Raw genomic sequence first — 20,474 nt, 5'->3', positions numbered from 1 at the left:
TGACCACGGCTAAAATACTGGCTCAGGTACATCAACTGTTGGCATTTCAACGCGTAGATCAATAAAGCGCCCATCAGGAATATCAATCGGAGTGCCGTCTGGCATTTCAACAAAGATCGGCTGCATTTTATTATCGATCTCCCCGCTATCCATAGCCTCGATGTTACGCGCTGAATATGGACCAGTGTCATAAGTGCGGTGATATGTGCGGATCTCGATATCGCCATCCGATAAAACCTTTGACTCTACCCATACTAATGGGCGCTTATTGTCATCGACCGGGATTTCGATGCCGTTTCCAGCGCCGCCCCAAACCCCATCAGCATTAAAGCCACGAACGCTGGACACACGGTAAACCCCCTGACTAACACGCTCAGTAGTTACCCCCAGACTTTCATCATTCAATTCGCTGACACCATCACCAAACAGTTTCACAATTGGGGATGCGGCTTTGATAAAACCGTTGGAGTCCACGGTTGTGTTAAAACCACTCAGCGCTTTCGTTTCGGTAACGAAAGTTAGACCGGATGGCATTGCTGTTTGCCAAGATGACTCACTGTTATAGGTTATTCCGGCAAGAATTGCTGTGCCACTAACGTTCCCTAATATTTGAATACTGGGAACGTTATAACCTGGGCCTTTCATCCATAACTCCCACTTACCGGTGGTCGAATTGTATAATGTCCCGAAGACAAGGTTGACGTTTTCAACATAATTTAAGCCAAAAGATAGGACTTGCACCCCTCTAGGGGTTAACGCTGTACTAGAGGCTCCTCTAGTTGAGAAATAAACAAGTTTATGATCAATTCCAGGTGTACCGTAGCCTTGACCATTTGATACTGAGAATAATATCCCACTAGCCCCGGTGGCTGTTGGGCCATACTCTGCTAACTTCACATAACCGGCTGTACCGCCCCATGACTTCATAGTTGGCGCGATAACCTGAGCCATGGAGTTATCCATTGCTATTTTCAACCAACCTTGCCAGTTCCCATTTCTAAGTGTATTTTTATATAGTCCTTCTTGTATACTTCCTTTATCAGCCAGAGCCGATGCTAATAAAAACCCGTACCCCCCACTCGAAGTTGCCGTCATCGACCAGTCTAAATAATAAGCCACATCATCTCTCGGCATATCGGCAGAACCACTGTTCACCGCATACTTACCTGTCGGTTTTGTCTTTATTACCTCCATCACCGTTGCTGGATTTAACAATGGAGTTACTCCACCTATCCCAAACTCCCCTGCACTTACAGGATTAGGTAAACTACCTTCGGTCCAAACCTTGATAATTTCACGTTCTAAGATAATAGCAGGGTCAGTAACTATCGTGTTATCCCACACCCAATTATTAATAATATGGTAAACAGATGTAGCACTAATTGACGCTGATATTCCGCTGATAAATGGGTTATATTTTAGATAAAGTTCAAATGTGTTACCTGATGTCTCTATCAATCCAAGATCACTAATTAATTGTGTTGACGTCACAGAACCAGGACTATTAGTTACATATGCGCTTACCGAGGCTCGCCCCAAGGCATTAACCGTTGCCACCGAACCGTTTCCCGTTCTAATTACAATTTGTGTTAATCCGTTAGCATTGGGATGCCCGTTGTACGATGCCATACCACCAATTGTAATGACAATTGTTTGCCCTCCTTGCCCCATGTTAGTTACTCTCCCTACCTTTCTCCAAACTGCATTTGAAACTGCTGTTGTAGGAGAGTAGTTCAGCAAGTTAACCTGGTTTTTTGTATAATTATTAGCCAGCCCAGCGGTTATTGTTGCTGCGTTATCAGCCTGCATTTTTGCCAACGTCGGCACAGTCAACTTTGTACCATCGTCCTTGGTAAAGGTCATATCCCCGGAACCAGTAAACCAGCTCACCGTATCATTGCGGCTGCCTTGGAAGAAGGTCAGCATCGCCGCAAAGCGAGCGGAGAACTGGCTGATATCACCTTCATAAGTGGTGATAATCGCATAGCTCTGCCCGCTGGCAGTTGAGCCTGCATAGTTGCTGTTAAGGGTCAGTGAAGTGTTGCTATTCACCTGTTTAACTTCATACAGCTTATTGTCCGGTGCCAGTAAAATCATACCTGGCATCACGCCAAACTTGGCATCGGCCCACGCGGTGCCAGTGCCGGTTACGGTGGCGTTATTAGCGATTAAATTGATCGTGCCTGTTTTGTACCACATAGATATTTACTCCAAATAAAAAGTTCCGCAGTGCGGGAGGATGTTTACTTATCTCGGACCACTTGTAGCGATTATTCTCCCAGCTTTATAAACTTGAATCTTTGGCGAAGCATAAACAGCTGAATTACCGCTCCCACTAAGGATCGGCGTGCTTATTGTTACAGTACCGTCTCTGGACTCACCAATTCTCATTATTAATTTATGCTGTTGCCCCCTGCCAATCTTTGGTAACCTTACGTCAGCAATCAAATGAGTCATAGGCCCATTCTCACCACGATTCCCCGTATCTTTAAAAGCGAGGAGCGTATCTGCATATCCAGGACTGACAAGAACAAGTGAGAAATATTGACGGTTATAGCTCATTGCATATACCGTCACATTAGTGTCCATTACTCTATCGAAGTTTTCACCAATAATACTCCATAAAATATGGTCTCCAGACTGACCCGACCAACTAAAACCAGATGAAAAAGGAGTTACTGGAGTCACATAAATACCTCCAGACTGAGTGTTGTATATATCACCAGTTATATTACTCGCATCCAGCGTTCCCTTTATAGTACAGGATTCATTAATGGTGACATTATTCAAAACACCACTATCGGCATATATCGCACCATTAAAATGACCACTACTCGCCTCAACATGCCCACGAATATTTACACTATTAAATACCGCACCACCTGTTTTACTTATTACCCAGCCTGTTTTATTATCCCAATTGTAATCATCTGAAGAAATATAATTACCAATCTTCGCATTAGTAATTGCCCCATCAGCAATAAACGCCGAGTTAATAAACGTCTGACCATTTTGGATGGCGAATGGTACAGAAACCTTGGATGTAGAACTATCAAGGAAAGCAAATCTATTAGCATCAAATAAAATTTGCCTCTCAACGGTTCCATCCGTGCGCGTTTCAACCCCAATCGCCATCCCTGCACTATGATACTGACCTTTATAATTCACGCCTGTTTTAATAGAAAACGTCGCTTTACCAATCCCAGCCATATCGAAAACTGTTTGCCCACGCTTTTCAATCTCTGCTGTATTTCCCCCTACCGAGGTAGATAAGTTGGTAATTTGCTGTGAAGTTGATTTCTGGTTATCGGTCACAGTTTTCGACAGAGAGGTAATCGCCGAAGTATTGTCACCGGTAGCGGATTGCAAAGCACCAATTTGCTGAGCCGTCACGCTATTGCTATCGGTTAACGTTTGGCTCAGGGCGGTAACCGAGGCCTCATTCGCCCCTGTTCGGCTGGTCAGATCGTTAATCAGCTTGGCCTGGGCGCTGTCCGTACCCACCAGCACCTGCAGTTGCTGATTGAGTTGGGCATTGTTGTCCCCCACGGTGCCTGCCAGTGCCGTCACCTGCTGGGATAACGCCTTGTCGGCTTCTGCTCGCACCGTCTGTTCCGCCATCAAGCGCGCATCGACATCTCCAAAGCTTGCGCGTAATTCGGTGATCTGCTGCGCCTGGGCGCGCTGATCGTCCGCCATTACGTTCTGCTGGGTCTTGATCGATGCGGTGACCACGTCATTGCTGATAACGTCTTCCGCCTGCTTTAACGACTGCTCGATATCCGCCTTGGCGATGGCCTCAAGCGAGCTGCTGAGCATGGCCTGCGAACCCGCCGAATCGCTTTGTGCCTGCTTCAGCTCGCCGATCGCCGTGCTGTTTTCGCCAGAGGTCGCCGTTAATGAACCAATCTGCTCCGCCATGGCCGAGTCTTGATTGGCCAATGCCTGCAGCCGGTCATTGATGACAGCCGTGTTTTGCCCAACGGTGGAGTCCAGCGAACTCAGCTGCCGAGATAGCGCTTCGTCTGCCGTGGTCCGCGCTTGCGATTCAGCGGCGATCGCGGCTTTATTCTCGCCACTGGCCGCCCCTAGACCGGTAATTAACGAAGCCTGAGCACTGCCGCTATCCACCAGCGCCTGCAAACGTTGATTAACCTCGGCCTGATTACTGCCGACATCTGCGCTCAAATGGTCAAACCGTTGCGACAGCGCGCCGGTCTCGCTGGCCCTGGTGGTGATCTCCTGCTGCAACTGCGCAGACACGTCGCCAAAGTTCGCATCCAACTGCATGATCTGCTGGGCCTGCGCCTGCTGCCGATCGGCGAAAACGGTTTGCGCCGTGGTTAACCGGGCGCTACTCTCGTCCAGACGTTGAACATCGTTATCCTGTTTAAGCGCCTGTTCGATATTCGCCTTGGCCGTGGCCTCCAAAGCCTGTTGCAAGCTGGCCGTGCTGCTTTCGGCTTCGGTTTGCGCGATGCCAAGGCGGGTGATGGCCGCCGTGTTTTCCTGGCTGGTGGCCTGGATCACGTCAACCCGCTGGCTCAGCGCACCATCAGCATCGGCACGGGACTTCGCTTCTGCCTGGATAGCCGCAGTGTTGCTACCTGTGCTGGCTTGCAAACCGGAAATCTGCTGAGCCTGAGCCGAGTCTGTCGCCGCCAGTGTTTTCAGCTGTTGGGTTACGTCCGCACGGTTTTCGCTAAACTCAGAAGTCAGTCCGCTAAGCTGCAGGCCCTGCGTTTTCTGCTGATCGGCCAACGCTTCGGTTTTCTGCGTAACCTGCGAGTTAACTTTATCCTGTTCCGTCTTGTTGCTGCCGATTGCCTTGGCATTGGCGGAAACGTTGGACTCGACCTTAGCCAAAGCAGAATCGGCATCGGCCTGCGCCTGCTCCAGCTTGCTAATCAAGCCTTGCTGATTATCCGCCGTGGCTTTGACCGAGCTGATGTCCTTGGCCAACGCCCCATCAGCATCCATACGCGCCGCTTTCTCCTGCGCGATTTGCGCGGCGTTCCCTTCGGCCTTGGCAATCACCACGTCTAGCTTGCTGGCCAGTTGCTGGTCGCCGTCCTGCAATTGGGTGATCTGCGAAGCGACCTCGGCCATTGCCGCGTTGGTGCCGCCGGTAAGGGCATCAACCTTGGCTTGCAGTTCGGCATCCGCACGCGCCAAGCTGGCCCGGGTGCTGTCAATTTCCCCGCGAGCGTCCTTGATATCGTTATCCAGCGCCTCCTGGGCCAGGGAGAGTTTTTGGTGGTTATGTTCGATGGTCAGGCTGTTTTCGATGGCGGCTTTGCCCAGTTGCGTCAAATCCTGTTGTAGCACCTCAACAGCATGGTTCAGATCGGCATCGCGACCCGCCAGTTCGGCGTGAACCTTGTTCAGCGCCGCTTGCAGGGTAGCGACATCCCCTTGCAGCGCATCCCTGTTCGCCTCGATATCGGCCTGCGCCTGGGCGATCTTTTCAGCCAGATCCTGCACGTTCTGATCCGAAGGCAGGCTGTTGATCTTCTCCAACAGATCTTTGCCCAGTTCGGTCTCGGTAATGCTTTGTGCAATTTGCGCCAGCACCACGTCCGCGCTGTCCGAAGCCATCCCGCGCACAAACTCGCTCCAGTCGGACTGGTTGCCGGTTTTGTCGGTAAAGGCCGCACGGAAGTACAACACCTGCCCGGCACGCAGGCCCTGCATGTCATAGCGATGTTGCGGATAAGGCACATCGGCCAGTAAGCGTTCGTCGGCGAAATCAGCCCGACTGGCTACCATCAGGGTGGTTTTCAGGCCATCGGCAGAGTTCTGGCCAAAGCCCCAGGAAAGCTGGATACCAAACACCACATCCTTGGTTGCCGTCAACGACACAATCTTGGGCGGCACACCCGCTTTTCCTGCCAGATAGCTCGGCTCGGCATGACCCCACTGCGAGGAAACGCCCACCGCATTTACCGCCCGCACGCGCACGTCGTAGTTACCGGCATAAATGCCGTTAACATCAAACCCGAGCGAAGGCGTCGCGCCCACATTCACCCAGTTGCCGTTATCTTTGCGCCACTGGGCTTCATAGGTCACCGCGCCTGCGACGGCTCGCCACTGCACCCGCATTGAGGCAATGTTCATTCCCTGGTTGACGTAGTCGTAGCGCGAAAGGGTGATATTCGCCGGAGCAGGCATCGCTCCCGGTGGCGTAACGGTGATTGGCGGCGCATCCAGGCGGATGCCGTTATCGATAAAAGCGTATTTATCCGGATCGTGCTCAACGGCGTTAATGGCGAAGGTGCCGTCGTCGTTGGACTGAACCGACACCACGCGGAACTGCTGGATCGCCAGACTGTCGGAATCGATACTCCAGACTGCTTCAGCCTCCGGCTGCTGGCGGAATGGGGCAGTCAGCGTTACCGTAAGCTTGTCTGCCGCGATACTGGCGATGGTGCGAGCCTGCGCCGTGCCGTCTGGCAGATTGACGATCAGGCGATCGCCTTTGCCGAACGCCACTTCACGATCCAGCACCACTACGCGATCCTGCGCGGAATGGATACGCCCGCCGTTGGTCTTGCCTGCCAGCATCGCATCCGCAATGCCGATGATCCGGGCTGGTAGCGGAATATTGCCGTCCAAGCCGACGGTAAAGCTGACGGTACGATCCTTGGCGTTACTCAGGATCGCCCAGCGCCCACGGCGGTGAGCCTCGGTGCGCCGCGTACAACCGATAGCGGTGATTTCAGTCTGGTTAACGCCGTAGCGCTTCACCAGTTCGTTATCGTAAGCCGCTTCCACTGCGTCAGCATAATGGTTGGCCGGATCGCCCCACTTCACCAGCGCCGAGGTATAGCGATTCTTGTAAGAACCCGACGCATAGGCAAATTCGCCACCGATGACGTTGGCCCGCGAATAAACGAAATCCACATCGCGCGGCATATCCGCGTAGGCAAACAGCTGGTCGTTGCCCCAGTAGGTGATGCCGCGGAAGATGGCGGCGATATCCCGCAATACGGTGTAGGCATCCTGCTGCGACTGGATATACACGTCGCACAGGAAACGCGGCTCTTTACCGCCGCCCCCCAAACCATCATCAATCAGCTCATCGCAATACTGCGCGATGCTGTACAGCCCCCATTTGTCGATCTCGGCGGCGGTTACCCGGTTGCCTAAGCCGTAATTCTTGTCCAGCGCGATATCGTAAAATACCCAGGCCGGGTTGTTGCTCCAGGCCCATTTAAAGCTACCATCCCAATTGCCGCTATACGTCCGCGCCAGCGGATCGTAGTTGGCCGGTACGCGGATGATTTTACCCTTCGGCTTGAGCGTAATTTTCGGTACCGAACTGAACTGCTGGGCATCGAACTCGATAAACAGCAAGGCGGTGTTGGGATAGCGGAACTTGGCGTCCACGATCTCGGTGTAGGTCTGGATCTGGGTAGTGTTTACCAGCTTGCTGCTGGTGGAGTCTGGGGTGATGCGCTTGATGCGCAGCGTCCAGCTGGTGGTCGCTTTTGGCAGATTAATCCGGTGATCGCGCTCGTACAGGCTGGTGGTTTTGCCCTTTAGCGTACCGGTGACCACGGTTTTATAGGCCCCGCCGTCGGTGGAAAGCTCGATCAGATATTCCACCAGCGAACCGTTCATATCGCCGTTATCTTCCTGCTGGAACAGCGCCGGGAAGCCCATGCGTATGCGCAGCGCGTCGATATCGGTTCGGGTGAAGGTTTTAGTCCAGACGTTAGTGGTGGTCAGCTTAACGTTGACCGGCGTTTCAGACTCTACATCCGGCATGCCCTGGATGTAATCCTGAGTCTGGGTGCCGTTACGCACTTCCCACTTCAGGCCGGTAAAGTTTTCACTGCCGTCGGGGTTATGTACCGGGGTGCCGTCGAGCAGGATGCGGGTGCCGTCTAACTCACCGGCAATTTCACCTTCAGACAGCGCCAGCAGGATTTTGATTTTAGCGTTGGACTGCAGATCATCGGGGGCTTCAACCGGCGTATGCGCCGATCCACCACCACCCTTGCGCCCATGAATAGTTAACTTTGTCATATTGCGCCCATAAAAAAAGGCCGCGAATGCGACCTGTAGAAAAATGCCCTAAAAGGGCGTTATTGCTGATTTTCGGCGTAAATACCGGCAGAAATCACCGCGCCACCGATTTCCCGTTCGCCGTACAGCACTGGCACCGGGTAGCCCTGCGCCGTGGTGTTGACCGGTGAGCCAAAGGCATAGGAGGGTTTGTTTTCTACCGACTGGGAAGAGGACATACCGAAATCCGGCTGTGGCGTCATCAGTTGCATGACACCACCGAGTACCATCGTTGAACCCAGCAGGGTTAAGTTGGTAACAGCTGCCACGGCGGAGGCACTGAGTGTCGCTGTTGCTCCCGACGCGCCAAGTGCACCACTCCAAGCACTCAACGACCAACCTGCGGTATAGAATGCCCCGACCAACGCCGCCACGCCGATCACAATCTGAAACATCCCTCCATTTTTACTCCCCGCAATCACCGGCATAATGCGGATATCGGCGCTGCCTTTAGAGGTAGCAAACTCGGCCAGGCCAATATTCTGCGGGCCATTAAAGAAAGCAAACTGCACGCCGTCCTTATGGGCATTCATCATAAAGCTCTCAAATCCGGGCAAGGTGATACACAGCGCCCGCAGTGCTTCGCGAGTATCCGCCACCACCAGCCGATGGGTTTTGCCAAACTTTTTGCCCAGTTGGCCACCCAACCGGATCAGTCTTGTTGTTTGCATCATAGAAGCTCCTTCCTGCGGACTACGCGTACCGTCCGCTCCTGAAAATATCCGCTGTAGGGATAACGCTGGCTCAGTTGGCCGAACAGGTGATGCAGCATCATGCCGTCCCCCAGATAGATGCCCGCGTGGTTGGTAACCGGGGCTGAAACCTGCATCATGATCATGTCGCCCGCGCGCATCGGCCCCTGAAATTCCCGGAATCCTTCGGCGTACCAGTGATCGTCATACAGGCGGGTTTTGCCGTCGAGCCACCATTCATGCTCCACCGAGTAATCATTCAGCACGATGCCGTGTTCCTGGCGATAGTAATCCCGGATCAATGACCAGCAGTCGGCATGCCCCAACAACCAACTGCGCCCAACCAACGGCCGCTCACCACGTGGCACAACTTCGGTGTAATCTCCTTCCGGCCACGAGACGATGCCCCAGACAATGCCCGAGTGATCGCACTGCAGGCGATCCATCTCCGATGGGATCAATACGGGCACATCAGGGTGGCTGTGAATGATGCGAATGATCTCGCCTTGATCTTCCGCCTGCGCGTATTCCTGAGGGGAAATGACAAAGTTATCCAACACGTTTTCCGCCACATTGCGGCATGGCAAATAACGCGCCTTACGCCCGTTCTGCACCACAAAACCGCAGGACTCATTGGGATACTCCGTTGCGGCATGCTCACAAATGGCCTGCATGATTTCAGCCTGCATCATTACCTCCCCAACAGGTTGGAGCCTGGGAATCCGCCAAAGGCCAGGGGTTGCGCATCACCAAAGCGTTTTTTGCAGGAGGATACCCGGCCACCACAGACGTCCAACGCCGGATCGTCGATCGGTTTATCATCCTTATCAAAACAGGCTCCGCCGCTGTAATCGCAACCTCTGCCGCTGCGGTACCAACCCCGGATGCACCAGGTGCAAAGCCCGTGAATTTGCCGCGAGGGCAATTGCTGGCCTTGCAGATCGAACGGCGTACAGAGCTGGAACTCCACCACGCTATTGGTTTCGGTGCTTTTGCTGTCGATGTAGAAAACCTGTACCCGCTCCTGCGAAGCATCGGCAAGGGCGTTCCCTTCGGGGAAGTTGACCGCATCCAGGTATTTGGCAAAGGTGTCGTGTACCCGCACTTTCGCCTGCACCATGTCGTTGAAGGTCAGGCACAACGAAGACACCAGATTGCTGAGGTTGGCGACGCTAAGCCTGGGTGTTGGTTGTGAACCGTCGCTGGTTGCTGCCAGGCCGGTGATCTCGTAGGGATAGGCTTCATACTCGTTTCCCTGCCACCAGATCGATTTTGGTTTCAGCCGCTGGGCATCGGTGCCCGCCGCCGCGATCTCGGCCTGAGTGTGGGGAATATTGTGCGCATGAAAGCGCATGATGGCCGCGCCAAAGGCGGTGCCATCAATTTCAATCAGCTGGATCAGTTCCCCAGGCGCCAGCTTTTGCACTTCACTGTTAAATGACATGATTGCACCTATACGCCGAAGGCTTGTTCAAAGGCAAAACTCAACGCCTCCACATTGCGCGCAAGAGGTGTGACGGAGATTGAATCCGATTTGACGCGAAATAGCGCTTTCTTGCCGTTGGGCGGCGTCCAGAAAAAGGCTACGAGCACGTGTTGATTTAAAAAGGCCAGCATCGACTGGGTCACGGCCGGATGGCCGGTATAGGCCAACTGCCACTGCTGCACCGCCTGGTTCAGCCCATTGCTGCTGACCTGTTTATAGCCGTCGCCGAACTGCGCACTTCTGACGTTATGGACAAAGTTACCGCTAGGCGAGGCCTGGGTTTGCCATTGGAAAGTATCGATAAGCATAAAGACTCCGAGCAGTAATAACCGTCAGTCAGCAGGGCCAGAATTACCCCTCACCCTAACCCTCTCCCACAGGGAGAGGGGACAGTACGTGCCACAAACCAGCTACAGCGCTCATCCTCCTTATCACCCCGGTTACAGCTTAACTTCTGCACCAGAACAATGGAGAAGGGACTGTGCGAGCCATGAATTGGCTACAGCGCTTATCCTCCCTATCACCCCGGTTACAGCTTAACTTCTGCACCAGAACAACGGAGAGGGGACTGTACGTGCCACAAACCAGCTACAGCGCTCATCCTCCCTATCACCCTGTTAAAGATTAATTGCTGCACCTGAATACAACTCTGGAGCAGCTCCCTCTCCCTGTGGGAGAGGGTTGGGGTGAGGGGGAGATATGGAGCAATTAGTCAGGCCAGATGCCAGACTGCGGTTATTACTATTGATAATTGATAAAGAGATTCAGCGGGCCGCTGAAGCATTCCAGATCAGGCCGCCCGGCTTGAGCTCTTTGCCCAAACGTTCGGTGATCGCCTGATTAACGATGCCCTGCACCAACTTGCCCATGCCGCCACCTGCAGAGGAACTATTGGCCGCATTCGCCGAGCTGTCGTTGTTCATTACTACGGTACTGTTGACCGTAATGCCGCCCCGCTGCTCTGCCGCCAGGCCGTACATCGGGGCTTTGTTGCCGCCCACCAGACCACCCTCCGCATAGCCGCGCATCATGGCGTAGAGATTGCCCACGCCGATCCGCTGGGTGGCTTCTTTGGTCATCACGAACTCGCCACGGTGAACCACGCCCGCCTGATCGTATTTGCCGCCATCGCCGGTATAGCCACCGCTGGAATGTCCTGTTGCTGCAGCCGATGGGTTAATCCAACCCATTGCTTTTTGGATGACAAAAGCTACTAGCAGTTGGTTAATCACCTGGATAATCATTTTCAGGATTGAGGCGGTAAACTCCTGGAAGTTGGCTTTGCCAGTGGTCACCATGCTGGTAAGCATGTCTGATAAACCGCTAAAGGTAGCTTGGCCGATGTTCGCCATTGAGTCGTACACATTGGTCGCGGAGTCCAGATACTCACTCCAGCCTTTTTGTGCTCCTAGCAGCCAATCCCCGCGTTTTTTATCATCATCAACATAGAATTGATCCTGAGTATCTCTAGCTATATTATATTTCTCTGCACCAGGTCCTGTGGCTTTATCGTCAATACCAAATTTGCCGCCCCCCTCAATGAAAGCATTTTTCAGCTGATTGCGCTCATCAAAGCGAGACTGATCCCGATTACTTAGCCCATACTTCTCCAACTCTTGTACCGAACGGTTTTTCACCGTTCTGGCGTACTGAGCCATATTAAGCTCTAATTCCAAGCCTTGACGTTTTTCCTGATTAAACTTTTCCTGCTGCTCAGTTTCAAGGATTGCCGTTCTTAACGCCTCTTTACCCTTGAGAATGGATTGTTCCTGCAATGACAGACGGTTTACCCCACGAAGATGATTTATTTCCCTATCCAGCATCGCTAGACGTTTCCCTCCTTCGGTAAGGCTGACAAGCTTATTATCCTGGATCTTGAGCGCATGATTTTCATCATTCAATAAAGCCAACCGCTCTTGCTCTTGTTTGAGTATGCTCGAGGGCTGTTCGTCATAATACCGAGGAGAACTTACAGCTACTGGCGGTTTATTATCAGCATTGATCTGGCCAACTGCTTTTTTACGATCTTCATCACTCCAATCTTTCGGGGCTTTTGCGACCATCTGCCAAAGCTCAGTTAAGGCGATGTTACGTTTTTGTTGCCATGACTGATTTTTGGATAATATATCATTTTGATATTTTAGTGACGCCGTTCTGGCTTCATCAGCTTGCGTTGCATTATTAGTTGATGTCGTAACAACACCATTCAAATCTATAACTTTCTGTATTAATGCTATTTGCGATTTTAAATCATTGATTCTAGCAAGTTGGTTATATCTCTGTTGCTCATAATCATCTCCACCTAACCCTTCCCCAATCCTGCTGGTATAACTATATGAGACCGGTTTTTCTCGCTCAGGTAAAAGTGCCTTTTGTCGATTATCAAGCTCACTCTGTAATTTCGCAAGATTATTTTCCATTGATATTGGCCGCCCAACATCTAATAGCGAATCCCACATGGATTTTGTAGCATCACGTACAGATTTAGCCATCCGCTCTATCAGACCGAGGTTATCTAAAGCCCGTTTACTACGTTTTTGCTCTGCCTCACCATATGCTTTTGCCGCCGCCTCACCTGCAGCCTCTTTATAACCTCGTTTCTCTAATGACGAAATATATTCATACTGAGAGGAAGATAAATAATGCAGTTGTTTATTCAAAGCCTCAGAGCTTTTAGTTGGGCTATCATAAAGTCTCTGGAAGTTACTTATGGTCGCATCAACAGATTGGCCAGTTGCTTCCTGCATTGCAGCTGCAGTCTTAGCTACCGTTTCTAGTTGGCTTGCGTTGAATGAACCTGAACCAACTACCTGAGCAAGTATACCTGCAGCAGTATGCTGTGTAATTCCATCACCCGAGATGGCTTTTGCCATTTCTTGTAACTGGGAAGATGATTTACCTGCGTAGTTGCCGGTAAGAATTAACTGTTTGTTAAACTCTTCGGCCTCTTTGGCACCTTGGTAATATGCAGTACCCAGTAATGCTGTAGTGCCCACAGCTACAGCAATCAGAGGTCCCATCCTTCCTAATGGAGCAAGTAATTTCTGCACCTGATCATAGGTATCTACTAGCTGTGAACCCTGGTCCAAAGCCTCTTTCCAACCAAAATCTCCAGAGGTAGAGCCAGAAATGGAAGCTGTATTCGAAGCTTGTCCCTGCATCCCTTCCAGCGCTTGCCGGTATTCTTCTATTGCTGCAGTGCTTCTTCTCAAGTTAACGATAAATGCATTGGTACTATCTCCTAGCTGAGACAGTTGTCTACCAATATTGCTATAACGGCTGATCTCCTGCATTCCACTGCGTAACGTACGATTCAACATTTCGAATCGTCCCGTTGCCACAGAAATGTTGCTTTGCAAATCAACCAGATCTCTATTAGCTCGCTGCAAATCACTGGCATTAACACGCAGCGTCATAGTTGTAATATCTGCCATGCCTTACTCCTGGCTATAACAATAAAGCCAGCTCAAGGCTGGCATCATCGCAGACGATTATTTTTGGTGGATCACCTTAAGCGCTGCGGTTTCCATAATTCGGATGTCATTTAACACGCTTGCTTCATCCTCCACGGCATAAACCCGCATTAGCCAGGGAAGGCAATTGTAATCTAACCCCGTAATACCTCCCATACCGGTACGCCATTGGGTTGCCATCGCTTGAAAAAGTTGGAATGCAGGCTGCATATCCGGCCAAACGTCGAGAACGGTTGTTTCATAGTCATCGGGAGATAGACCAAATGCAGCCAGTTCTTCACGGGGCGTTTCCGGCGAATAGAAGGCTTCAGCAAGCGCGATTAGTTTTTTTCTCGTACCGCCATCAACTCTTTGGTATAAGCCGTAGCGATAGCATCAAAAGCACGTGGGTAGTTATCCAGCAAAGTGATTAGACTTTCCTGATTCAACTCATCGGGTAAAGTCCAAGTGGCGCAGATCTCACGTAAGAAGTCAGCCATCGGTAGATTGCTATAGTTGCCAGAGCTCAACTGTTCTTCGCTGGCCTCACGAAGCGCTCTCTCCAGTTTTTCCAATTCACTGCGCTTTTTGTGTTTGAAAGTAAACGTCAATACCCCATCACTATCACCTGCGCGAGGAATGCTGACGTCGACTTTAAAGGTTGGATTCGGTGTCAGGTTAAATTCGGTCATGATTATCTCTCTATCGTTAAATAATTCGGCAAAAAAATCGAGCCCGAAAAAATCGGGCTCGTTGATGAACTGATTAAGCAGTCACTTTATAGAACGTCATATCGCAAGACTGCACCGCCAGCGCCACCTGCACGGTTTCAACCTGGTTCACCGCGGTGGTAGGTTGTGGATCAAAAGCCGGTACCGCAGACCAGTAGCGCAGCTCCTTGGCTTTTGGCACGTGCATGTAGAACGCCAGCGTCATGCCATTGCGATCGGCATCCTGCAGCAGGCTGTAGATCGGCTGGGAAGCATCGTGCGCAAAGGTAAAGGTCTGCGTTTTGGCCGCCTTAAAGGTGGCCAGGTTACGCTGACGATCGTCTTCCAGGAACTGCACCTGCACGTATTGCTGATCGCCGCCAGACTGCGCTACCTCGGTGATCTGAGGAATTTGCGTCCAGCTGGAGATCTTCTGCAAGGAGCCTTTGCCGCCACCCGCCGGGAAGAAACTCACGTCGGTAGTATTGATGGCACCGATGGTAATGCTGGTATCCAGCGAGGCGGTGATCTTGGCCACCAGGCTGTCGATCAGGCCCCAGCCGGAGCGTACCATTACGATGTCACCCACTTTCAGGGTGTGGCCGGTGGCCACGGTAAATACGGCACCGTTAGCATTGCTGACTGCGGTGGTTACTACGCCCGGTGCTGTTGCTGCGCCAGCGAATACGGTGGCGCCATTTGGTAATGCAAAACCCATGGTAATTCTCCAATTTCAGATATAAAAAAACCGCCGGATGGCGGTATGGTTTACTTGCTGGAAAGTATTCCCCAGCGATATTGACTACACTATTGTGGCATTAATACCCAGCCCAATAACCGATGGTAACGGGGAGAGTATATAATTCATCTTTGGTAATCGCTGGCAGGATATTGCCGCCAGCATTGACATAACAGTTAAAAGCATCGTCCGCCAGCACCAATCCCCTGGGGAATATTGAGATAATCTCCTCCGCCAGTTGATAGCCAGTTTTCGCGCCGGTTCCTTTCTTCATGACAATATTAACCTGGTAATTCCCGCTATAGGTCTGCACCTCTTGGGAAATACCTAACGCCACCGCAGGCTCTGGAGCAATAAACGGTTCCAGATGAAGATCGTCATCCGCCGTAAACGTCACGTTAGCCAAGGTGTATTTAATATTATTCTCTTCAGCCCAGGCCGTTAACCTGGACTCAAACAAATCATTAATACGCAAGGTGCTCATAGCCCCTCCAGATTTCACCGCACTTGGTAAGAGTATATTGCCTTGGGTTAAACCAGTAATAACACTCTAACTGATAATTTTCGTAGCGAGAAGCCTATTTCTTAAAAATATTTTTATCAACTGCGAAACTCAATAACCACGCTATCAATTTACTAGATAAAACTCGTAGCGAATAGATTTTTATTAAATTATTTTTCGCCATTATTTTTAAATAACAAAACCACCCCGCATTGCGGGGTAGTAATTACTTCAGTTTTAAAAGCCGTTATTTTTTATTATCGGTAATAGTTTATCTATCCATTTCCAAACGAATATTCTGACTCACCAGACAACCCTCGATAAAACTTTCTGCCACCTGCATCTGCTGCCTTACCCGGCCTTCCGAACATTTCCAGCCGCGAGCAATGGCGGACTTCGATTGCCCGTAAACGTAGTAACGCAAGATCAGTTCCAACTCCTCCGGCTGACGTAGGGCCTGCAGGTGAGCAACGGCGCGATCCACCACCAAGCCGTCCTCGTCACAGCAAGAGGCCTGCTGTTTGCTACTGCCCGGCAGCAACCCTTTAAAACCGGCGGCGATATGCGAATATCCCAGAGAAGAACTTTCCCGTGCCCACACGCCCCAGCGCCCCAAAACCTGTTGAATGTCCCGCATAAGATCTCCTTATTTTTATTGGCTCTAGTGTAACCAGACGAGGCAAAGCCGCCCATCGAAGGACGTTGTAGGAAGCACCACAGGACAAACAACCGAAACAAGCAAGGAAATTTCATAGAAAATGAACGATACCCTTGAAGAATAGCGCCAGAGAGGGGAAAACGCATTAAATATCAGCCTGCGAAGGAGATGCCTCCCCCGAAACGGGCGCAGAACAAGACAGGGCAAGCTGAGCGATATGGCGCAGCATGTGAAATGGCGCCTGAGGAATGCCTGCACTCTTCTATACTCAGTCTTTCCCCCTAACAGATCTGGAGAAACGATATGTCATTTAGCGTGGGTGATTTGGTGCAGCGTAAGACCGGTGGGCCAAAAATGACCGTTATCGAAGAGGATGGAGAGGCGTTGGTATGCAGTTGGGTCGAACTGGGGGTAGAGCAACGCACCGAGGTGCAGGCCAATGAAGTGACCCCATATCACGAAGACGACGACTTCGGCGTCTGCTGATCTTCCTTTAACTCCCTCACGCCATCCCCCTGGCTAAAAAGTGAAGTTGATCTAGTATTTACCTGGTACAGCAACCTATTTTTGGCTAGAGGTTAAGGGGTTCACAATGAGTGAAAGTGTAAAAGACGGCACCATTCTGTTGGCCAGAATTTTGCTGATGATCCTGTTTCTGATTTTCGGTTGGATGAAGCTGACCAACTTTGGCGCCACGGTCACGGCAATGGAGGGCTACGGTACGCCAATGCCTTACCTGGCTGCGGTTATCGCCGTGGTAGTGGAGTTCATTTTCGGTATCTTCATCGTGCTGGGGGCCTTCACCCGGCCAATTGCCATCATTTATGCGCTCTATGTGCTGGGCACCGCCTTTATCGGCCATCCGTTCTGGCGTTTTAGCGGGGCAGAAATGATCGGCAATGAGATCAACTTCTTTAAAAACATCAGTATTATCGCCGGCCTGCTGCTGCTTGCCGTCACCGGTGCTGGCCGTTACTCTCTGGATCATAAGTGGTTTAAACGCTAGCTCTCCCCTGTGGCGGCGTGATCCTGCGCCGCCATGCTCACACCTTAGCGGCTATGTTTGGCATGGCGTTCGAAGTTATCCGCCTTGGCTGCGGCAGACTTGCGCAAGGTGACGTAGCACGCCCCCTCACCACCGTCACGTGGCAGTGCCCGGCAAAACGCCTGCACCTGCTCAAACTGCCCCAGCCATTTGGCCAGGTAGCTGCGGATGATATTCGGGTGGCTTTGATCTGTCCGCCCACGGCCATGCACAATCAGCAACGAACGCAGGCTGTCTTTCTCCGCCTGGATGATAAAACGGAACAGCGCCTGGCGGCAGTTCTCGACCGGCTGGCGCAGCAGATTGAGGCTGACCTGTGGCGGATAGTGGCCGTGACGCAGCTTATCCAGCACCCCCTGCTGAATACCTTCGCCCTTATATTCCAACGGGATATCGCAGGGAATGATGTCCAGAAAGCCGGTGCTGAGGAAGTTCTCCAACTGCAACGCCTGCGCTTCCCGGCGTGCACGTTTATCGACAGGATCCTGTGCCTTGAGGTACAGCGTGGATTGCCCCGCGGATAACGGCCTCACATCGGCCATCGCCTGGGCAAAAAAATCGTTCTCTTCGTTGCTCATTTCACATCACTCTCGGGAGATTTCACCCACCGGCGGGCTATTGCTTTAGGGGGAATGGCTTGATTGTAAGACGCCTCGCCAGGGTTGCAAGTGAGGAATTAACGGCAACGGGTGAGGTTGTGAGCGCTTTTCGTTATACTGCAAGCCATTATTGAGTGCCGCAAAGGATCCAACCCATGAATATGCGCGAGCTGGAAATCCAGTTTCAGAATGCAATGAATGAGTTACAAGCCAGCTTCGAACAGCAGCACCGTGAATGGCAACAAGGCTACCAGGCTCTGCAACAACAGTTGGCCGAAGCACAACGGCGTGAAATCGCGCTGCGCATGCAGAATGAGCAGTTGGTCAACAAACTGAGCACCGCCAGTTCGGTACCGGAACAGCATGCCCTGGTCAGGCAGATCAAGATGCTGGGTGACCATCTGGATGCGCTGGCACAAGATGCCGCCACTTTTAATCGCCATGTCCATAATCAACAACGGGCCGCAGACAATTTCAGCGGCGAGCAACACTGACAATTTCGGGCGCGTATGCTGCGCACCAAGACGGTAAAAATCATTCATGACGTGGATCATCATCGCCGCCCTGATCGTAGTTTTCATTATTGGCTATCGTGTCCTGACCTCCGACACCCGTAAGGCGATAGATTCACTGGCGCATTTGCTGAAAATAAAACCGATGTTGGTGGAGTCCATGCTGCAGGAGATGGGCAGCCGCCACAGCCAAAGCTTTATCCGCATGTTGAACAACGGCTATACCGAAGAGATGCATCAGGCCGCCTATATGCTGTTTATCTACCTGACGTTTATCAAGCAGGCGGACAATGAGCAGATTGGCCTGTGGCGGGAAACGCTGCTGCGCGCCGGGCTGTCGCCGGAACTGCATGCCGAGCACACCGAAGCGGCGCTGTTTTACTTTGCCGAACTGGATCTGGATGCGTTTGAACTGGCGCAGTTCCGCCGGGCCTACAACGAACGCTATAACCGGGAAGCGCTGGCCAACTGGTGAAGCTTTCCCCCGCTCACGGGGGAGAGTTTAAAAGAACATGCTGTAAAGATAGCGCGAAAGCGCATCGCGAGAACTGAAACCGTGAGGAATGCCGTAACGCATATTGGGCGTATCACCGCTTAAATCCAGGGGAAACTCAAGATACTGCTCACTGTTACGCATCAATGAGGTGGGCGTGGCAAAATGGAGGCTCTTCTCTTTCAACGCCGGGTGGATCACCAACGCCATTCTGCCCATTCGCGCTTCCCGATTCACATACACGTAGTGCTCGCCCTTGCGAAAACCGTAGGTCTGATCGGTGACATAATCACGCTCAAAACCGGTACTCTCTAACACCTTAGCCACTTCATCCGGCCGTAAATACATCTATTTCTCCTCTCAGTTCTGGGTAGCTTTGCGACCTTACCGTAATCAGGAGATGAAACAATTAATTTATCCGTACTCATTCTGGTTTAGGAATAATCTGCAGCTATAGCCCCTCTGCCTGTTGCCTACGCCATTCACTGGGGCTCATCCCTTGAACCCGCAGAAACTCACGGTTAAAGTTGGATTTGGTGCTGAAGCCGGCCTCCAGCATAATCTCGGTAACCGGGCGATCGCTGCGGCTCAACCACTGGGCCGCTTGCTGAATGCGTAATTGATTCACGTATTGGGATACGTTCATCCCCGCCTGCTGGTTAATCGCCTGGGAGACCTTACGTGCCGGTATGCCCACCTTGCGCGCTAACCGGGCCAGGTTCAGCGTCGGTTCCAGATAGAGATCGTCCTGGCGTAGCCGTTGGTTGATCAGCTCAAAGCAATGCTCGTCATCCTCTGTTAGCGCCTCGGCTTTCGCTGGTGGCAAGGGCTGCTCTTCGGGTTCCGGCTGTTGGCGCTCACGACCAAGCACCAACCCTATCCCCAAGACCATCATCACATTGCCAAAGGCCGCCAGCGCGCCAGCATGGCTCCCGGCTAATAGCGAATAATCCAGGGCGATCGCCAACTCGGTCAGGCCGCAGACAATCAGCAGGCCGCCTAATCCACACCATAAGCGATAGCTCAGCCAACTGTCTGCCAGTGCCACCTGCTGCAAAGCATTCTCGCCGCGCCGCAGGTACAGCAAAATAGCCGCGCCGTAACCGAGATAACCAATAACGATCAGCCCATCCAGCGCCGCCAAGGCTCGCCACTGTACCAATAACACCAGCAACGGGAACGTCAGATGCCCAACGACGCGCCCCCCCATCGGCCCACGGGCCTGCAACATCAGCACCAGATAACACAATGGTGGGATCAGGGCGGCCCCCAACGGTTGCAAAATTGCGACCCAAGGTTGCTGATAGCCAAAACGGATCCCCACCAGCAGGCTTTGCCAGGCGCAGATCAACAGCAACAGCTGTAGCAGCCAACGGTGTGGCCGTGGCCAACCAAGGCGCACGCTCAACGCCAGGCACAACAGGCTGAAGAGAAAAGACAGCGGGATAAGCGGCATGTTACCTCTGTGGTTATTCGGGAACGCCCCAGTGTAGAGAGCATAATAAGCTAAAACAAT

At 51.9% G+C, this 20,474-nt stretch carries 19 protein-coding genes; 4 read left to right on the top strand and 15 right to left on the bottom strand.

Features of this window, described 5'->3' with window-relative positions:
- Window positions 1–9 precede the first annotated feature (9 nt).
- From ABIE29_RS22085 to ABIE29_RS22030, 12 genes are all read right to left on the bottom strand, one after another.
- Window positions 10–2,199 (bottom strand): hypothetical protein, encoded by a 2,190-nt coding sequence (locus ABIE29_RS22085; protein ID WP_429621325.1) that lies wholly within the window; start codon window positions 2,197–2,199, stop codon window positions 10–12.
- A gap of 48 nt (window positions 2,200–2,247) precedes the next feature.
- Window positions 2,248–8,031, bottom strand: coding sequence for a TipJ family phage tail tip protein (gene gpJ / locus ABIE29_RS22080; RefSeq protein WP_429621323.1), 5,784 nt, complete (start codon window positions 8,029–8,031; stop codon window positions 2,248–2,250).
- Window positions 8,032–8,090: 59 nt separating this feature from the next.
- Complete coding sequence (locus ABIE29_RS22075; protein WP_429621357.1) at window positions 8,091–8,741, bottom strand: tail assembly protein; 651 nt, start codon at window positions 8,739–8,741, stop codon at window positions 8,091–8,093.
- Window positions 8,741–9,451, bottom strand: coding sequence for a C40 family peptidase (locus ABIE29_RS22070; RefSeq protein WP_429621355.1), 711 nt, complete (start codon window positions 9,449–9,451; stop codon window positions 8,741–8,743). Before ABIE29_RS22070 ends, ABIE29_RS22075 begins: the two co-directional genes overlap by 1 nt.
- A gap of 2 nt (window positions 9,452–9,453) precedes the next feature.
- Window positions 9,454–10,206 carry a phage minor tail protein L gene (locus ABIE29_RS22065; RefSeq protein WP_429621321.1) on the bottom strand — a complete coding sequence of 251 codons (753 nt, stop codon included), beginning with the start codon at window positions 10,204–10,206 and terminating at the stop codon, window positions 9,454–9,456.
- 8 nt (window positions 10,207–10,214) lie between these two features.
- Entirely contained in the window at window positions 10,215–10,556 is a 342-nt protein-coding gene (locus ABIE29_RS22060) for a phage tail protein (protein WP_024486957.1), read from the bottom strand.
- Window positions 10,557–11,012: 456 nt separating this feature from the next.
- Window positions 11,013–13,682 (bottom strand): phage tail tape measure protein, encoded by a 2,670-nt coding sequence (locus tag ABIE29_RS22055; protein ID WP_429621319.1) that lies wholly within the window; start codon window positions 13,680–13,682, stop codon window positions 11,013–11,015.
- Between the two features lie 57 nt (window positions 13,683–13,739).
- A complete protein-coding gene (locus ABIE29_RS22050) occupies window positions 13,740–13,994 on the bottom strand; it encodes a DUF1799 domain-containing protein (protein ID WP_037435565.1) in 255 nt (84 codons plus the stop codon).
- 47 nt (window positions 13,995–14,041) lie between these two features.
- On the bottom strand, window positions 14,042–14,392 hold the full coding sequence (locus ABIE29_RS22045; protein ID WP_429621317.1) for a phage tail assembly chaperone: 351 nt from the start codon (window positions 14,390–14,392) through the stop codon (window positions 14,042–14,044).
- A 73-nt stretch (window positions 14,393–14,465) separates the two neighbouring features.
- Window positions 14,466–15,128 carry a phage tail protein gene (locus ABIE29_RS22040; RefSeq protein ID WP_429621315.1) on the bottom strand — a complete coding sequence of 221 codons (663 nt, stop codon included), beginning with the start codon at window positions 15,126–15,128 and terminating at the stop codon, window positions 14,466–14,468.
- Window positions 15,129–15,228: 100 nt separating this feature from the next.
- A complete protein-coding gene (locus tag ABIE29_RS22035; RefSeq protein WP_429621313.1) occupies window positions 15,229–15,633 on the bottom strand; it encodes a phage tail terminator-like protein in 405 nt (134 codons plus the stop codon).
- A 289-nt stretch (window positions 15,634–15,922) separates the two neighbouring features.
- Window positions 15,923–16,288: an antiterminator Q family protein gene (locus ABIE29_RS22030; protein WP_021807641.1), complete on the bottom strand. Its 366-nt coding sequence runs from the start codon at window positions 16,286–16,288 to the stop codon at window positions 15,923–15,925.
- 324 nt (window positions 16,289–16,612) lie between these two features.
- On the opposite strand from ABIE29_RS22030, the gene ABIE29_RS22025 reads away from it, so the two are divergent.
- Window positions 16,613–16,795, top strand: a complete 183-nt coding sequence (locus ABIE29_RS22025; RefSeq protein WP_429621311.1) for a YodC family protein — start codon at window positions 16,613–16,615, stop codon at window positions 16,793–16,795.
- 106 nt (window positions 16,796–16,901) lie between these two features.
- Complete coding sequence (locus ABIE29_RS22020) at window positions 16,902–17,315, top strand: DoxX family protein (protein WP_429621309.1); 414 nt, start codon at window positions 16,902–16,904, stop codon at window positions 17,313–17,315.
- Window positions 17,316–17,359: 44 nt separating this feature from the next.
- Here ABIE29_RS22020 and smrA read toward each other — a convergent pair whose 3' ends face one another.
- Complete coding sequence (gene smrA / locus ABIE29_RS22015) at window positions 17,360–17,932, bottom strand: DNA endonuclease SmrA (protein WP_414822402.1); 573 nt, start codon at window positions 17,930–17,932, stop codon at window positions 17,360–17,362.
- 176 nt (window positions 17,933–18,108) lie between these two features.
- On the opposite strand from smrA, the gene ABIE29_RS22010 reads away from it, so the two are divergent.
- Together ABIE29_RS22010 and ABIE29_RS22005 are read left to right on the top strand one after the other, a co-directional pair.
- Entirely contained in the window at window positions 18,109–18,447 is a 339-nt protein-coding gene (locus ABIE29_RS22010; protein ID WP_429621307.1) for an MbeD/MobD family mobilization/exclusion protein, read from the top strand.
- Window positions 18,448–18,493: 46 nt separating this feature from the next.
- A complete protein-coding gene (locus ABIE29_RS22005) occupies window positions 18,494–18,940 on the top strand; it encodes a DUF1198 family protein (RefSeq protein WP_429621305.1) in 447 nt (148 codons plus the stop codon).
- A gap of 27 nt (window positions 18,941–18,967) precedes the next feature.
- Here the strand turns inward: ABIE29_RS22005 and ABIE29_RS22000 are convergent, their stop codons facing one another.
- Both ABIE29_RS22000 and ABIE29_RS21995 read right to left on the bottom strand, forming a co-directional pair.
- Window positions 18,968–19,306, bottom strand: a complete 339-nt coding sequence (locus tag ABIE29_RS22000) for a DUF2002 family protein (protein ID WP_429621303.1) — start codon at window positions 19,304–19,306, stop codon at window positions 18,968–18,970.
- A 103-nt stretch (window positions 19,307–19,409) separates the two neighbouring features.
- Window positions 19,410–20,414, bottom strand: a complete 1,005-nt coding sequence (locus ABIE29_RS21995; protein ID WP_429621301.1) for a helix-turn-helix domain-containing protein — start codon at window positions 20,412–20,414, stop codon at window positions 19,410–19,412.
- Between the last annotated feature and the right edge of the window lie 60 nt (window positions 20,415–20,474).

Origin of the sequence: Serratia sp. 2723 (assembly GCF_050434425.1) — a bacterium.
GTDB lineage: Bacteria > Pseudomonadota > Gammaproteobacteria > Enterobacterales > Enterobacteriaceae > Chania.
The sequence above is the reverse complement of the archived record's forward strand: the minus strand, read 5'-3'. Positions and strand labels throughout refer to the sequence as shown.

Bases quoted from the DNA above. Each gene is read 5' to 3' on its own strand.
- ABIE29_RS22085 (WP_429621325.1), bottom strand. From the start codon at position 2,199: ATGTGGTACAAAACAGGCACGATCAATTTAATCGCTAATAACGCCACC.
- ABIE29_RS22055 (WP_429621319.1), bottom strand. From the start codon at position 13,682: ATGGCAGATATTACAACTATGACGCTGCGTGTTAATGCCAGTGATTTG.
- ABIE29_RS22020 (WP_429621309.1), top strand. From the start codon at position 16,902: ATGAGTGAAAGTGTAAAAGACGGCACCATTCTGTTGGCCAGAATTTTG.
- ABIE29_RS22025 (WP_429621311.1), top strand. From the start codon at position 16,613: ATGTCATTTAGCGTGGGTGATTTGGTGCAGCGTAAGACCGGTGGGCCA.
- ABIE29_RS22075 (WP_429621357.1), bottom strand. From the start codon at position 8,741: ATGCAAACAACAAGACTGATCCGGTTGGGTGGCCAACTGGGCAAAAAG.
- ABIE29_RS22035 (WP_429621313.1), bottom strand. From the start codon at position 15,633: ATGAGCACCTTGCGTATTAATGATTTGTTTGAGTCCAGGTTAACGGCC.
- ABIE29_RS22040 (WP_429621315.1), bottom strand. From the start codon at position 15,128: ATGGGTTTTGCATTACCAAATGGCGCCACCGTATTCGCTGGCGCAGCA.
- smrA (WP_414822402.1), bottom strand. From the start codon at position 17,932: ATGAGCAACGAAGAGAACGATTTTTTTGCCCAGGCGATGGCCGATGTG.
- ABIE29_RS22005 (WP_429621305.1), top strand. From the start codon at position 18,494: ATGACGTGGATCATCATCGCCGCCCTGATCGTAGTTTTCATTATTGGC.
- ABIE29_RS22010 (WP_429621307.1), top strand. From the start codon at position 18,109: ATGAATATGCGCGAGCTGGAAATCCAGTTTCAGAATGCAATGAATGAG.
- ABIE29_RS22060 (WP_024486957.1), bottom strand. From the start codon at position 10,556: ATGCTTATCGATACTTTCCAATGGCAAACCCAGGCCTCGCCTAGCGGT.
- ABIE29_RS21995 (WP_429621301.1), bottom strand. From the start codon at position 20,414: ATGCCGCTTATCCCGCTGTCTTTTCTCTTCAGCCTGTTGTGCCTGGCG.
- ABIE29_RS22000 (WP_429621303.1), bottom strand. From the start codon at position 19,306: ATGTATTTACGGCCGGATGAAGTGGCTAAGGTGTTAGAGAGTACCGGT.
- ABIE29_RS22065 (WP_429621321.1), bottom strand. From the start codon at position 10,206: ATGTCATTTAACAGTGAAGTGCAAAAGCTGGCGCCTGGGGAACTGATC.
- ABIE29_RS22070 (WP_429621355.1), bottom strand. From the start codon at position 9,451: ATGCAGGCTGAAATCATGCAGGCCATTTGTGAGCATGCCGCAACGGAG.
- ABIE29_RS22030 (WP_021807641.1), bottom strand. From the start codon at position 16,288: ATGCGGGACATTCAACAGGTTTTGGGGCGCTGGGGCGTGTGGGCACGG.
- ABIE29_RS22045 (WP_429621317.1), bottom strand. From the start codon at position 14,392: ATGACCGAATTTAACCTGACACCGAATCCAACCTTTAAAGTCGACGTC.
- gpJ (WP_429621323.1), bottom strand. From the start codon at position 8,031: ATGACAAAGTTAACTATTCATGGGCGCAAGGGTGGTGGTGGATCGGCG.